The sequence below is a fragment of the Microbacterium sp. IEGM 1404 genome (assembly GCF_030056775.1).
Classification (GTDB): domain Bacteria; phylum Actinomycetota; class Actinomycetes; order Actinomycetales; family Microbacteriaceae; genus Microbacterium.
This window is the reverse complement of the sequence record NZ_JASHKP010000002.1, coordinates 1,038,485-1,052,574: the sequence shown is the minus strand read 5'-3', so window position 1 is coordinate 1,052,574 and position 14,090 is coordinate 1,038,485. Positions and strand designations below refer to the sequence as shown.

10 protein-coding genes are annotated in these 14,090 nt (G+C 71.5%); 5 read left to right on the top strand and 5 right to left on the bottom strand.

Features of this window, described 5'->3' with window-relative positions; all coding sequences use genetic code 11:
- The first annotated feature begins 119 nt into the window (after positions 1-119).
- Positions 120-2,246, top strand: coding sequence for an MMPL family transporter (locus tag QM517_RS10590; protein ID WP_283287264.1), 2,127 nt, complete (start codon positions 120-122; stop codon positions 2,244-2,246).
- A gap of 51 nt (positions 2,247-2,297) precedes the next feature.
- On the opposite strand, the gene QM517_RS10585 is transcribed toward QM517_RS10590, so the two are convergent.
- Positions 2,298-2,957 (bottom strand): response regulator, encoded by a 660-nt coding sequence (locus tag QM517_RS10585; protein WP_077051148.1) that lies wholly within the window; start codon positions 2,955-2,957, stop codon positions 2,298-2,300.
- A gap of 244 nt (positions 2,958-3,201) precedes the next feature.
- Between QM517_RS10585 and QM517_RS10580 the strand changes: the two genes are divergently transcribed.
- Positions 3,202-4,347 (top strand): sensor histidine kinase, encoded by a 1,146-nt coding sequence (locus QM517_RS10580; RefSeq protein WP_283287261.1) that lies wholly within the window; start codon positions 3,202-3,204, stop codon positions 4,345-4,347.
- 131 nt (positions 4,348-4,478) lie between these two features.
- A complete protein-coding gene (locus QM517_RS10575; RefSeq protein ID WP_283287259.1) occupies positions 4,479-5,006 on the top strand; it encodes a hypothetical protein in 528 nt (175 codons plus the stop codon).
- Here QM517_RS10575 and ppsA read toward each other — a convergent pair.
- Both ppsA and QM517_RS10565 read right to left on the bottom strand, forming a co-directional pair.
- Positions 4,995-7,412, bottom strand: coding sequence for a phosphoenolpyruvate synthase (ppsA, locus tag QM517_RS10570; RefSeq protein WP_077051150.1), 2,418 nt, complete (start codon positions 7,410-7,412; stop codon positions 4,995-4,997). The two genes, QM517_RS10575 and ppsA, sit on opposite strands and share 12 nt — an antisense overlap.
- Complete coding sequence (locus QM517_RS10565; protein WP_283287257.1) at positions 7,409-8,278, bottom strand: pyruvate, water dikinase regulatory protein; 870 nt, start codon at positions 8,276-8,278, stop codon at positions 7,409-7,411. Before QM517_RS10565 ends, ppsA begins: the two co-directional genes overlap by 4 nt.
- Positions 8,279-8,508: 230 nt before the next feature.
- Here QM517_RS10565 and QM517_RS10560 point away from each other — a divergent pair, with 230 nt between their 5' ends.
- Positions 8,509-9,120 (top strand): hypothetical protein, encoded by a 612-nt coding sequence (locus QM517_RS10560; RefSeq protein WP_283287255.1) that lies wholly within the window; start codon positions 8,509-8,511, stop codon positions 9,118-9,120.
- Positions 9,117-9,455, top strand: a complete 339-nt coding sequence (locus tag QM517_RS10555; protein WP_077051152.1) for an amino acid transporter — start codon at positions 9,117-9,119, stop codon at positions 9,453-9,455. The genes QM517_RS10560 and QM517_RS10555 overlap by 4 nt, the downstream gene beginning before the upstream one ends.
- A 15-nt stretch (positions 9,456-9,470) precedes the next feature.
- On the opposite strand, the gene QM517_RS10550 is transcribed toward QM517_RS10555, so the two are convergent.
- Positions 9,471-10,511, bottom strand: coding sequence for a zinc-dependent alcohol dehydrogenase family protein (locus tag QM517_RS10550; protein WP_308208901.1), 1,041 nt, complete (start codon positions 10,509-10,511; stop codon positions 9,471-9,473).
- An 80-nt stretch (positions 10,512-10,591) separates the two neighbouring features.
- On the bottom strand, positions 10,592-13,927 hold the full coding sequence (locus QM517_RS10545) for an OmpL47-type beta-barrel domain-containing protein (RefSeq protein ID WP_283287251.1): 3,336 nt from the start codon (positions 13,925-13,927) through the stop codon (positions 10,592-10,594).
- Between the last annotated feature and the right edge of the window lie 163 nt (positions 13,928-14,090).

Here is a 14,090-nt window from a genome sequence, read left to right as displayed (position 1 = left end):
GACCGGCGGGGGCCGTGGAAGATTCCGTCGCTTCCATGAGTGGCATCCTACGTCGAAATTGCGCTACCTTTCTCGTATCTCGATTTTCGAGATACTTCAAAACCTAGCGAAAGACGACGATGAACGGCTTCCTGCGTTTCCTCACCTCGGCCCGCACGTCCTGGATCGTGCTGGTCGTCGCGTTCGCCGGCGTCGCCGCTCTCTTCGCGCTCGGTTCCGGCTCCTCGTCGGAGACGGCACCGGGTTCCGGGCTCCCCGACTCGGCTGAGTCGGTCCAGGTGCAGAAGATCCTCGACACCTTCCCGGATGCCGACACCACCTCGGCCCTGCTCGTCTTCGCGTCCGACGACGGCGAGGCCCTCCCCGCCGACACCGTCGCCGCGATCCAGCAGAAGGCGTTCGGCGACCTCGTCGACCTCACCCCCGACGGATTCATCCCGCCCGCCCAGGTGTCCGAGGACGGCACCGTCGCGCTGCTGGTCGTGCCGCTCACTCCCGAAGAAGACGTCGCCGCCCAAAGCGAGCGCGCCGACGAGATCCGCACCCTCGCCGCCGACGGCCTCACCGGCGTGAACACCTACCTCACCGGTCCCGAGGGCTTCGAGGTCGACATCGCGGCGGTCTTCGACGGCGCCGACTTCACGCTGCTGCTGACCACCGTGATCGTCGTCGCGGTCCTCCTGCTCATCACGTACCGCAGCCCCTGGCTGTGGCTCGTCCCGCTCGTCGTCATCGGCACCGCCGACGCGTCCGCCGGCATCGTCGCCCGCCGCGTCGCCGCGCTCGCCGGAGTGCAGTTGGATGCCTCGGTCACCGGCATCCTGTCCGTCCTCGTCTTCGGCGCGGGAACGAACTACGCCCTGCTGCTCATCGCCCGATACCGCGACGAGCTGCGCTTGGCCGAAGACCGCCGCGAGGCCATGCGTCGGGCGGTCCGGGGAGCCGGGCCCGCGATCATCGCGAGCGGGTCGACGGTCGCGCTGGCCCTGGCCACCCTGCTCCTGGGCGAGCTGTCGGGCAACCGTGCGCTCGGGCTCGCCTGCGCCGTGGGCGTCATCGTCGCGATGGCGTTCGCCCTCATCGTGCTGCCCGCCGCCCTCGTGCTGTTCGGTCGCTGGCTGTTCTGGCCGTACGTCCCGCGCTTCGGCTCGCCCGACGCGATCGCCCGCAGCCCGTGGGGCAAGCTCGGCCGCGGCGTCTCGAAGCGCCCCGTCGTCGTCGCCCTGACCGGCGCCGTCGTGCTCGGCGCCCTCGCCAGCGGCCTGTTCTTCGTGCAGACGGGGCTGTCGCAGAACGACCGCTTCCTGCAGAAGCCCGACGCCGTGAAGGGCCAGGAGGTGCTCGCGGAGGCGTTCTCGGCGGGGGCGACGTCGCCCGCGACGGTCGTGGCCCCGGTGGCCGACGCCGACGCCGTCCTCGAGGCGGCCGGGAGCATCGAGGGGGTCGACTCCGCCCGTCTCGTCGAGGAGACGAGCGACTGGGCGCGCATCGACGTCACCCTGAACGCGTCCGCCGAGACGCCCGAGGCGTTCGCCACGATCGAGCGGCTGCGCGCCGACCTCGACGGGGTCGGCAGCGGCCAGACGCTCGTGGGCGGTCTGGACGCTCAGGCTCTCGACGTCGCCGGTGCGCAGCAGCGGGATCAGAACCTGATCATCCCGCTCATCCTCGTGCTCGTGTTCATCGTGCTCGTGATCCTGCTGCGCGCGCTCCTCGCGCCCGTTCTGCTGCTCATCGCCGTCGTGGCGAGCTTCTTCTCCGCCGTGGGCGCCGCATGGTGGCTCTTCCAGACCCCGCTGTTCGGCTTCCCCGCGATCGACACGAACGTGCTGCTGTTCAGCTTCCTGTTCCTGGTGGCCCTGGGCGTGGACTACAGCATCTTCCTCGTCACCCGGGCGCAGGAGGAGACGCGCACACTGGGCACCACGAACGGCATGATCCGCGCGCTCGCCGCGACCGGTGCGGTCATCACGAGCGCCGGCATCCTGCTCGCCGCCGTGTTCGCCGTGCTCGGGGTGCTGCCGCTCATCACCCTCACCCAGATCGGCGTGATCGTCTGCATCGGCGTGCTCATCGACACGCTCCTCGTGCGCACGGTCATCGTCCCCGCCATGGCGTTCATCGCGGGCGACCGGTTCTGGTGGCCGCGCAAGCCGAAGGTGACGGATGCCGAGGCCGCCGCCCACGCCGACCCCGAGATCCCGCAGACCCGCGCCGAGCGCCGGAAGCGCGAAACGGTCTCCTAGACCTCCGGGCCGGGGGATGCCCCAGATACCTCCCGGCCCGGAGCCCCGCCGTCAGGTGAAGGCGATCAGCCCCGCGCGGGCGGCCGCGACGATGATCTGGACGCGGTCCCGGACGCCCCACTTGGTCATGATGCGGCCGAGGTAGGCCTTGACCGTCCCTTCCGACACGATGAGCTCGGCGGCGATCTCGGCGTTGGACATCCCGCGTGCCAGGCACCTCAGGATGTCGCCCTCGCGGTCCGTCAGCGGTTCCAGGTCGGGTGAGGCGGCCGACGCCGGACGCTCGCGCTCTCGCACGTGCTCGACCAGCAGGGCGGCGATCCGGGGGGAGAGGGACGTCGTGCCCTCGTGCACGCGGCGCACACCCGCGACGATCTCCTCGGCGGGCGAGTCCTTCAGCAGGTAGCCGGAGGCGCCCGCGTGCAGCATCGGCAGGACGGTGTCGACCGTGTCGAAGGTCGTCACGGCGAGAACGCGCACGTCGGGCCAGCGCTGCGCGATCTGCGCGGTCGCGTCGATGCCGTCCATGCGCGGCATCCGCACGTCCATGAGGACGACGTCCGGTCGATGGCGACCGACCTGGTCGAGCGCGTCGCGACCGTCCCCCGCCTCGGCGACCACGGTGGTGCCCTCCTCGCGGGTGAGGAAGTGCGCGAGGGCCGACCGCACCAGCGGGTCGTCGTCGACGAGGAGCACGCGGATCTCGGCCATGCCGCGAGCCTACCCAGCAGCCTCCCTGGACCTTCGGCCAGCGATGTGGTCGAAGGTCCACTGCGCCCGCGCACGGCCGCCGGAGATCCTCGGACCGGGGCAACGACCGGGAACACGAGGGAAACCGCATGATGATGATTCGGTCCGGAATCTGGACTGCGCTCTGCCGTCTGCTTGGCCTCTGTTCCTGACGCGTGCCCCCGGGTTTCGGGTACCACGGGGGCACGCGAGTCACAATGGAGCGGTGTCCGCAGGCGCCCACGTGACCGCACCACGGGATCGCTCGTGGCTGCGGAAGACCACCCCGTTGACGCGCGTCGAGAAGACGGCGTTCGTCGTCCTGCTGCTCGCCGCCGTCGCGCTGAGCGTGATCTCGATGGTCGCCGACGGCGGTGGCGACACCACCGACGGGCTGTTCGAGCTCGTCGTCACGGCGCTGTTCGCGCTCTATCTCTGGTCGGCGGCCGCCGGGACCGCGTCGCTCGGGGCGGCCCTGGTGCTGTCCTTCCCGGCGGGGCTGTCGCACCCGACGTTCCTCGCGTTCGCGATCGCCGCGCTGTGCGTGGTCCGGCTCGGCACCGGGGCTCTCGTCCTCGGGTATTCCGCCACGCTCGTCGTCGCCGCCGTCGCGGTCGCCCGCCAACCGGCATCCGGGCCCTCGACGGCCGTCGGGTTCGTCGTGGTGGCGATCGTGCTGGGCGGGATCGGGCTGCTCCTGCGCGGGGCCCAAGCCCGCGGTGAGCAGCTCGGCGCGCAGCTGGTGCGGTCCCGCGAACGCGAGCAGGCGGCGGCGGCTCTCGAGCGACGCCGGCTCGCGGGAGACCTGCACGACGGGATCGCCCACGACCTGACGGTCATCGCCCTGCACGCGCAGCTCTTGGATGACCCCAACGCCACCGTGCGGCAGACGGCGCAATCCACGATCGGCGTCACCGCGCGGAACGCGCTCGGCGACCTGCGCTACCTCATCGAGATCGCCGCGGACGAGGAGTCCCCGACGCCCGGGTTCGCGTCCGACCCCGCGGCCGCGGTGCGGGAGGCCGCGGACACGCTCACGGCCGCCGGCTACCGGGTCGACGTCCACGCCGCGCCCCTGCCCCGGGCGCCCCGCCGCGTCGGCGTCGTCTTCGCCCGCGTGCTGCGCGAGTCCCTGACGAACGTGCTGAAGCACGCCGCACCCGGCACGGTCGTGCTGACGGTACGGGCGGACGAGACCCACGCCGAACTCACCGTCCGCAACGCGCTCCCCGCCGTGCGGCGGGAGGACATCCCCTCCGCGGGAACGGGCGTCGCGCGGATGGCCGGGCTCGTGCGAGAAGTGGGCGGCGACCTGCGCGCCGGGCGCGAGGCCGATGACTGGGTCGTCGTGGCGCGGGTACCGCTGGGCTGACGCCCGCGCCGTCGCGGATCCCGGCCGCGCGGGCTGGCGGGAGGTCCAGCCGGGTGTGGCCGGAGGGGCATTCCGCCAACCGCCGACCCCGCCGTAGCGTCGCGATCCCCGGCCGACGAAAGGACCCCCTCATGCGCACCCTCGCCCGGCGACCCCTCAATCCGGCCTCGCGCGCCCTGCTGTTCGTCGGCCCGGTGATCCTCCTCCTCCTGGGGGTCGTGCAGGTCGACACCCCCGCCGGGGCGACCGTGGCGTTGCTGTCGGTCGTCGCCCTGGTGGTCGTCACGTTCTGCTCGGGGGTGCGACTCCGGGCGGGGGAGCGGGGGGTCTCGGTCTCGGTGGTGCCGTTCTGGGGGCGCCGCCTCCGATGGGATCAGCTGGCGCGGGTGGATGTGGCGGAGGTCGATGCCGTCGAGGACTTCGGCGGGTGGGGTGTCACGGGCAGCCCTCACGGCCCGGGCATCCTCGTCAGCATGGGCGAGTCCCGCACCGTGCGATTGACCACCACCGACGGGCGCCGCTACTTCGTCGGGCTCGGCGACCAGGCGGGGGAGGCGGTGGACGCGCTCCGCGCCTCCGCGCCTCCCTCCGCCGGGGTTCGCTTCACGGTGGGAGCGGACCCGCGGCGGAGGGCCGGCGTCGTCGGTTCAGAGCTGTGACAGGTGCGCCTGCGCGAGGATCTCGGCCTTGGGCCGCTCGTTCGCCGCGAGCGCGAGCCAGGTCTCGACCACCGTGTCGGGGTTGAGCGACAGCGACTGGATGCCGCGCGCGACGAGCCACTGCGCGAAGTCGGGGTGGTCGCTGGGACCCTGGCCGCAGATGCCGACGTACTTGCCCTGACGCTGGCACGCGTCGATCGCCATCCCCAGCAGGTGCAGCACCGCCGGGTCGCGCTCGTCGAAGGCGGATGCCATGAGCGCCGAGTCGCGGTCCAGGCCCAGCGTCAGCTGGGTCATGTCGTTCGACCCGATCGAGAAGCCGTCGAAGTGCTCGAGGAACCGCTCGGCGAGGATCGCGTTGGCGGGCAGTTCGCACATCATGACGACCTTCAGGCCGTTCTCGCCCCGGCGGAGCCCGTTCTGCGCGAGCAGGTCGACGACGGCCTTGGCTTCGCCGACCGTGCGGACGAAGGGCACCATGATCTGCACGTTCGTGAGACCCATCTCGTCGCGGACGCGGCGCAGGGCCTCGCATTCCATGTCGAAGCAGGCGCGGAACTCGGGCGAGACGTAGCGGGCGGCACCGCGGTAGCCCAGCATCGGGTTCTCCTCGTCGGGCTCGTACAGCGTGCCGCCGATGAGGTTCGCGTACTCGTTGGACTTGAAGTCCGACAGCCGGACGATCACCGGCTCGGGGGCGAACGCCGCCGCGATCATCGACACGCCTTCGGCGACGCGCCGGATGAAGTACTCCTCGGGCGACGGGTAGGCGGCGATGCGGGCGCGGATGTCGTCGGCGAGGGTGCCGTCGAGGCGGTCGAGCTCGAGCAGGGCACGCGGGTGAATGCCGATCTGCCGGTTGATGATGAACTCCAGGCGGGCGAGCCCGACGCCCGCGTGCGGCAGGCGCGAGAACGCGAACGCCTGGTCGGGCGTGCCGACGTTCATCATCACCTTCACGGGGGCGGACGGCATCCGGTCGAGTTCGGTGATCTCCTCGGCGAAGTCCAGGATGCCGTCGTACACGACGCCGTCATCGCCCTCCGCGCACGAGACGGTCACCTCCTGGCCGTCGGTGAGGGCGTGCGTGGCGACGCCGGTGCCGACGACGGCGGGGATGCCGAGTTCGCGCGCGATGATCGCTGCGTGGCACGTCCGGCCGCCGCGGTCGGTGACGATCGCCGACGCGCGCTTCATGATCGGCTCCCAGTCGGGATCGGTCATGTCGGCCACGAGCACGTCGCCGTGGGCGAAGTCGGCCATCTGGTCGATCGAGCGGAGCACGCGGACGCGTCCCGCACCGATGCGCTGCCCGATCGCGCGACCCTCGACGAGCACCGGGCTGCGCTCGGCGAGCACGAACCGGCGCAGCACATTGGCCGACTGCCGCGACACGACGGTCTCGGGCCGCGCCTGCAGCACGTACAGCCGCCCGTCGATTCCGTCCTTGCCCCACTCGATGTCCATCGGGCGGCCGTAGTGCTCCTCGATGACGAGGGCGATGCGGCCGAGCTCCTCGACCTCCGCGTCGGTGAGGGAGAACCGCGCTCGGTCGGCGGCATCCACCTCGACGAAGGCCGTGCTGCCGTCGACGTGGCGTCCGTCGGTGTACCGCATCGCGATGGCCTTCTCGCCGACCGAACGCTTGAGGATCGCGGGACGTCCCGCGCGCAGGGCGGGCTTGTAGGCGTAGAACTCGTCGGGGTTCACCGCACCCTGGACGACCGCCTCGCCGAGACCGTACGAGCTGGTGAGGAACACCGCGTCCTCGAAGCCCGACTCGGTGTCGAGGGTGAACATGACGCCCGAGGCGCCCACGTCGGAGCGCACCATCCGCTGCACGCCGGCGGAGAGGGCGACCTCGTGGTGGTCGAAGCCGTGGTGCGCGCGGTACGCGATCGCGCGGTCGTTGTAGAGCGAGGCGAAGACCCGCCGGATCGCCTGCAGGATGTTCTCGATCCCGCCGATGTTGAGGAAGGTCTCCTGCTGCCCGGCGAACGAGGCGTCCGGGAGGTCTTCGGCGGTGGCGCTGGAGCGCACGGCCCAAGTGACCGCCTCGGGGTCGGCTTCGCCCGCGACGAGGGCGGCGTAGGCGGTGCGGATGTCGGCCTCGAGGTCGGCCGGGAAGGGCTGCTCCTCGATCCACGCGCGCACGCGCCCGCCGAGCTGGCTGAGGGCTGCGACGTCGTCGACGTCGATGCCCTCGACCGCCTCACGGATGCGGGCATCGAGCCCGTCGTGGGCGAGGAAGCGCCCGAAGGCGTCGGAGGTCGTCGCGAATCCCGGGGGGACGCGGATGTCGGCGGATGCCAGGTGCGACACCATCTCGCCGAGCGAGGCGTTCTTGCCGCCGACGCGGGCCAGGTCGCCCATGCCGATCTCGTCGAAGCGCAGGATGTTGGTCATGTGAGGGGCCTTTCGTGGGGTCGGTCCCGCAGGTTCATGGACTGCAGGAGCACGGCGGACATCTCCTCGACGCTCCGGGTCGCGGAGCTGAGGAACGGGATGTGGGTACGGCGGTAGAGGTCTTCGGCCCGGCGGATCTCGAGGGTGCACTGGGCGAGGCTGGAGTAGGTCGAGTTCGGGCGGCGCTCGTGTCGCACCTGGCTGAGCCGGAGAGCGGTGGTGGTGAGCCCGAAGCAGCGGTCGGCGTGCGGCGCCACGATGCGCGGCAGCCCGTCGGTGGGGAAGTCGTCGTCGGTGAGCGGATAGTTCGCCACGAGGAGCCCGTAGTGCAGCGCGAGGTACATCGTGGTGGGGGTCTTGCCGCAGCGGGACGGCGCGACGATGATCACGTCGGCGCTGGCGAGATCGCGCTCGCTCTGGCCGTCGTCGTGCTCGATGGCGAACTCCACCGCCCGCATGCGACGGAAGTACTGCTCGAGGTCGCCGAGGCCGTGGTACTGCCCGGCGCGCGTCTCGGCCGTGGCGCCGAGCGCGGTCTCGAGCTCGGTGAGGTGTCCGGCGAGGAGGTCGATCACGACGGTCGCGGATGCGGCCAGACGGGCCCGGATGCCGGCGTCCTTCAGCGTCGCGAAGACGATGGGCGCCTCGCCTGCCGCCGCGGACCGCAGCACGGCTCGTTCGACGGACTCGATCGCCGTGGCACTGTCCACGAAGGGGACGGTGTGCCGCTCGAAGCGCGCACCGGGGAAGTTCGCCAGGAGGGCGTTGCCGAGTGTCTCGGCGGTGATCCCGGTGCTGTCCGACACGAAGAACACCGCACGGGGCGCGACCGAGGGCACGGCGGTGAGGTCGAAAGTCGGGCTCATGCGTTGACGTTAGGGGCAGCCGTGCGCGTCTTTGCGACCACTATGACCAAAAGAATCTCGAAATTTACGACATGTGCAAATCCTCGACAGTGGTCAGACCTCTACTGCTCGCACGGCCTGAGCGGGATATCTCGACGTCGGTGCACACGGAGGGCGCTCAGCCGGCGGGGAATAGACTGGATGCCATCGACTCCGTCTCTCCGGGACCCTCCGTGACCACTCCTGCTTCTGTGCGCTCCTTCGATGTGCGCCACGTTCAGTTGGCGCGCGCCTTCTTCGCCGCCCTGGCGGCGGTCATGGTCACGTTCTCGTCGGATCATTCGGCGGCCGTCGGCTCGAGCGTGTTCAGCGGGTTCGCGCTGGCCACCGCCCTCGTCCTCGTGCTGTCGGTCTGGCTCGTGTACCCGAGCGGCCAGCGGACGACGCCGATCCTGCTCGCGGTGGTGAGCGGGCTCGCCGGGCTCGCGGCCAGCGTCGGCGCGTGGCGGACGACGACCTTCTTCTTCGTCCTCGTCATCGTGTGGGCGGTCGTATCGGGCGCGCTCGAGATCATCGGTGCCGTGCGCGACCGCCGCGCCGGGCGCCCCGACTCCCGCGACGGTCTCACGGTGGGGATCATCACGCTGATCCTCGCGGTCGGCATCCTCCTCACCAGCCCGGCCTTCTCGTACGACTACACGATCGACGGCGCCGGCACCTTCACCCTCACGGGGATCACCATCGCGGTGGGCATCTTCGGCGGCTACGCGGCGATCATCGCCGTGTACCTGGCGATCGCCGGTTTCTCGCCCCGCCGCCCGGAGCCGGTTCCGGCCGTACCCGCCGAGGAGGCCGCATCATGACCGACCACAAGCCCACCCGCCGCGATCTCATGAAGCCCGTCCAGCTGCTCGGGCTCGCCTTCGTCGCGGCGCTCTTCGCCGGCATCGTGACCCTCGTGTCGATGGGGGCCTTCCAGGCCCGCCCCGCCGACGAGATCCAGCGCGCGCTCGTCATCGGCGCCATCGCCGCCGGCGTCACCTTCATCGTCGTGCTCGTCAGCGTCGCGCTGCTGCTGCTTGCCGTCGACCCCGCTCAGGTCACGAAGACGGTCGATCGCCCGCTCCTCCTGCCGAAGGACGACGACACGTCCGCGGCCCCCGAGAGCCCTGACGGCCCCGAGACTCCGCGGAACTGACTCCCGCGCCGCGCTTCAGACCCGACGCGGGTCGATCATCGTCATGCCCGCCGGGGCGGCGGTGTCCATGCGCGGCAGCATCTCCGCGGCCTCGCCGAGACCCACGACCCGCTCGATGAGATCCTGCGGCCGCAGCGTCCCGCGGGCGATGAGGTCGAGCATCGCGGGATAGTCCGCCGCCGCCATGCCGTGGCTGCCGAGCAGGTCGAGCTCCCACGCGATGAGACGGGCCATCGGCATGGGCGTCTGGCCGTCCGCGGTCGGCAGCAGCCCGATCTGCACGTGACGGCCGCGTCGGCGCAGGCTCAACACGGCGTCGCGCGCGGTCTGCGCGCTGCCGACCGCGTCGATCGACACGTGACTCCCGCCGTCCGTGAGCGCGTCGACCGCCCGCGGGACATCGGCGTCGCCCGCGAGGATCGTGTGCTCCGCGCCGAGACGGCGCGCCGCGTCGAGCGCGGCGGGCGTCCGGTCGACGGCGATCACGCGGGCGCCCAGGGCGGCGCCGATCATCACGGCGCTCAACCCCACGCCCCCGGCCCCCACGACCGTCACCCACTCGCCGGCACGCACGCGCGCGCGGCCGGTGAGAGCGCGGAAGGCGGTGGCGAAGCGGCATCCGAGGGCCGCCGCCGCCTCGAACGACACCCCGTCCGGGATCGCGACGAGGTTGGTGTCGGCCGCCCGCACGACGACGCGTTCAGCGAACGAGCCCCACTGGGTGAATCCCGGCTGCTCCTGACGCGGGCAGACCTGTGCGTCACCGTTCCGGCACCACTCGCACTCGCCGCAGCCCATGACGAACGGGACGGTGACCCGATCGCCGACCGCCCAGTCCGCGACGCCCGTCCCGACCTCGGCGATCACGCCCGCGAGCTCGTGCCCGGGGACGTGGGGGAGGGTGACGTCGTCGTGGCCGACCCACGCGTGCCAGTCGCTCTTGCACAGTCCGGTCGCGTGAACCTCGACCACGACGCCGCCCGCCGGTGCCGTCGGCGCGGGCACCTCGCGGACCTCGAGGGGTTCGGCCAGGGCATGCATGATCATCGCGCGCACGGCATCCATTCTCCCCGGCGGCCGCAGACGCGGGATCGCCCCGGGAACCGTCGCAACGGTCCCGGGGCGATCGTGGTGCGTCAGGCGCGGCGGCGCCGGAGCAGCAGCACGCCGGCGCCCGCGAGCAGCGCGAGCAATGCGCCGACGGCGAGGCCGATCGGCGCCTCGGTGCCGGTGACCGCGAGGGCGTCCGATGCGCCGGCGGTCCCGGATGCCGTTCCCCCGGTGCCCGCGGTCGATCCCGGCGTGGTGGCGGAGGGCGTGGGAGCGGGGGTGGTGCCCGGGTCGGTGCCGCCGTCGACCGGGGCGGTCACGGTGAGCTCCGCGGTGCGGGTCTGCTCGACGTTGCCGGCGACGTCCGTCGACCGGAACCACACCCGGTGGGTGCCGGCCTCGGTGAACGACACCTCCGTGCCGACGGTCCAGGTGGTCCCCTCGTCCAGCGAGTACTCGGTGGTGGCGACTCCCGAGGTGGCATCCGTCGCGAGGAGCGTGAGGACCTGGCCCGGTGCCGCGACCGACGCCGTGACGTCGGGGAGGACCAGGGCGCGGGCCGACGAGGCCGCGGTGACGTCGGCTCCCGTGACCGGGGCCACGGTGTCGACGGGCACGGCCACCGACCCGGTGACGTCCTCCTGCTCGACGCCGTCGATGAGGGCGCGGTAGCCGACGGTGTGCGCACCGTCGGTGTCGACCGTGACCTCCGTGCCGTCGACCCACTCGCCGTCGTCGATGCGGTGCTGCACGACGACGTCGGCCCCACCGTCGTGCGAGAGCTGCACCTTCACCGGAGCGCGGAACCACCCGGCCGCGTTGGGCTCGGAGCCCAGCAGAGGCGTGATCGCCGCGATGCCCCCCGCCTCGGGCACCACGATCTCGGGGATCTTGAGGTACGAGCCCGGGGTCGAGAACGTCAGGCGCAGGCCCGTGGCCAGCACCTTCGTGAACGACAGCGTCGTCTCGGTCCCGTTGACGACCGCCGGCGCGTCGCCCGTCGGTGCGACCGGCAGCCACTCTCCCGACGGGGTGCGGTACTCGGCGCTCACGCCCGCGATCGTGCCCTCGGTGTTGGTGAAGGTGACGTGGTCGAGGCGGTGGATCTCCCACGTCTCGATCGTGAACGTCGCGGCATCCTGGAATCCCGCGTCGGTCCAGGTCGACCACTGCGTGTTCTGCTTGCCGTCGCACGCGTTGCCGGCCGGCATCGTGGCCCACTTCGTCTGGTGGAAGGATGCCGAGACCGTGGCGTCGCCGCCGCGGCACACGTTCGGGATCGAGGCGTTGCCCCAGATGTCGACCTCCGCGATCGACTGCCAGGTGTTCGCGTCGCTCGTGAGGCGCATCCGCAGGGCGCTGGCCGCCGGCAGGGAGCGAGCGTCGATCACGGCCACGGGCGCGGACTGTCCGGCATCCTGCGACAGGGTCGCCCCGACCTCGGTGTCGATCCACGCGCCGGAGTCGTCGCGGTACTGCGTCTGGATGCGCGAGGGCCACGTGGCCGTCGACCCGTCCTTGTAGGTGTGCACGACGATCGAGTCGAACGTGCGGGTCACGCCCCAGTCGAAGGCGAGCCAGCTGTCGCGCGGGTAGCCGTTGCCGGTCCAGTCGTCCCAGCCCTTGCCGGTGGGGTTGCCGTCGACGACGGCGCCGACGAGATTGCTGCGGCTGGACGCCGAGACCGTCGCCTCGGGCGCGATGTTCGCGATCCCCGGTTCGGTGACCGTGATGGTGCGCTGGAAGGTTCGGCCCGCGGTGAAGTGCGCGTCGGCGGCGAGCGTGCCGGTCACCGTCTGCGGGCCGAGCACGCTGGTGTCGAGCGTCGACCAGGTCACGGCGACGGGGCCCACCGTTCCGTCCGAGTCGACGTTCACCGTCGCGGGCAGGTTCGCGGTGGTGCCACGGCGGACCGTCAGGGGCACCGCGTTCGGGGTGAGCGACCAGGTGCCGTGGCCGAAGCCCTTGTCATCCCAGTACGAGGCGTCCCAGCCGTCGCCGTAGCGCGCGGGGTCCTCGGCGGCGGGGTTGTGCATCTCCAGGCGGCCGTCCTCGCCGACGGTGAGCGGCAGCCACACGTAGGTCGAGTTCGATTCGCCCTCGTTCCAGCGGTCGCCCATGTAGACGAACTTGCCGGGCTCGAGCTCGAAGACGTTGGTGGCCTGCGAGCCGAAGGTCGAGCGGTTCGTGTCGCCGATCGACAGGAGGCCGTCACCGCCGTCGGGAATCGCGCTGTAGTACGTGTCCTCGTTCGCGTCGCCGGCCTGAACGCCGCGGATCCACGAGCCCATGAGGTCGGTCGTCGTGTAGTACGTCTGCGGGTTCGGGGCCCACCCCGTCGCCCCCGAGGCGATCGCGGTGTAGGTGCCGTCCCGCTCGAACAGCGCGGGCGCCTCGAGGTAGCCGCACTCCTTCACGATCTGGAAGTCCTCGCCGCGGACGGGCGCGTCGGCGCTGCCGTCGGCCAGGACGTAGGGGTACCGCCCGTCCTCCGAGTACTGGTGGATGCCGAGGGTGTCGGTGTCGGTGGTCTTCAAGACGTTCGTGTAGCTGTCGTCGAGCTCGGCGATGTACAGCGACGAGTTCTCCTCGGACGAGTACGAGATGTACGCCTTGCCGTCGTCGTCCTGGAACACCGTCATGTCGCGCGCCTGGCCCGGCACGGCCCACTGCGAGCAGGCCCTGTAGTCGGTGCGGTTGGGCATGCGGAACGCGCCGACCATCCGGAACGGACCCGCGGGGGAGTCCGACACGGCGACCGCGGCCATGGAACGGGCGTAGGTGCTGCCGCCGGGCTCGGTGCGGCCGTCGGCGTGCCACCACATGACCCACTGGCCGGTCTTGTCGTTGTGCAGCACCTTGGGGCGCTCGAAGATCGCGGTGTAGTCCGCCGTTCGCTGCGAGTTCAGGTGGTAGGCGAGCGCGTCGATCTTCTCGTCGCGGGGCTGCCCGTTCTCGTCGACGGTGTCGTACAGGTTCTCGAAGTACGGGGTGAGCAGGTCGTCCCGCGTCGTGATGCTGCGCAGCGCGTCGCCGAGGTTGGTCCAGTTCAGGGCGTCGGTCGAGCGGTACACCGCGACACCGGGGCTGTTCCAGTACCCGTTCGTGCGGTCCTCGCCGTACCAGTAGTAGACGGTCTGGCCGTTCTCCTGGGTCGTGACGACCTGGCCGCCGTGCGCCTGGATGTGACGCCCATCGGTGTCGTACCACTTCGGGTCGAGGTAGTCGGCGGCACCGCGCCCGGGGTCGGCGAGCGGCTCGAATTTCGTGTAGGTCACCGGGGGATCGACACGGGGGACGCCGTCGTTCGGGTCGGTGTCGAGGGCGACGGCGGAGAGGGGGGATGCCAGTGCCCCGGCGACCACCGCGACCGTGGCGGCCGCGAGGAGTCGGCGGGAAGAGAGGGCGCGTCGATGCGTCATCGCGTCGGTTCCGTTCCGCGTCGCGACGTCGCGACGCATGGGCGACCCAGGGCCGCGTGGGGATGTTGACGTCAACACCGTAGGGCCAGAGAGGCCCGCGCGTCCACTCCCCGGACGCATACCGTCGCGGGGATGCGTCAGCGCGCGGCATCCGGGTTGGGAA

Bases quoted from the DNA above. Each gene is read 5' to 3' on its own strand.
- QM517_RS10590 (WP_283287264.1), top strand. From the start codon at position 120: ATGAACGGCTTCCTGCGTTTCCTCACCTCGGCCCGCACGTCCTGGATC.
- QM517_RS10585 (WP_077051148.1), bottom strand. From the start codon at position 2,957: ATGGCCGAGATCCGCGTGCTCCTCGTCGACGACGACCCGCTGGTGCGG.
- QM517_RS10575 (WP_283287259.1), top strand. From the start codon at position 4,479: ATGCGCACCCTCGCCCGGCGACCCCTCAATCCGGCCTCGCGCGCCCTG.
- ppsA (WP_077051150.1), bottom strand. From the start codon at position 7,412: ATGACCAACATCCTGCGCTTCGACGAGATCGGCATGGGCGACCTGGCC.
- QM517_RS10565 (WP_283287257.1), bottom strand. From the start codon at position 8,278: ATGAGCCCGACTTTCGACCTCACCGCCGTGCCCTCGGTCGCGCCCCGT.
- QM517_RS10555 (WP_077051152.1), top strand. From the start codon at position 9,117: ATGACCGACCACAAGCCCACCCGCCGCGATCTCATGAAGCCCGTCCAG.
- QM517_RS10545 (WP_283287251.1), bottom strand. From the start codon at position 13,927: ATGACGCATCGACGCGCCCTCTCTTCCCGCCGACTCCTCGCGGCCGCC.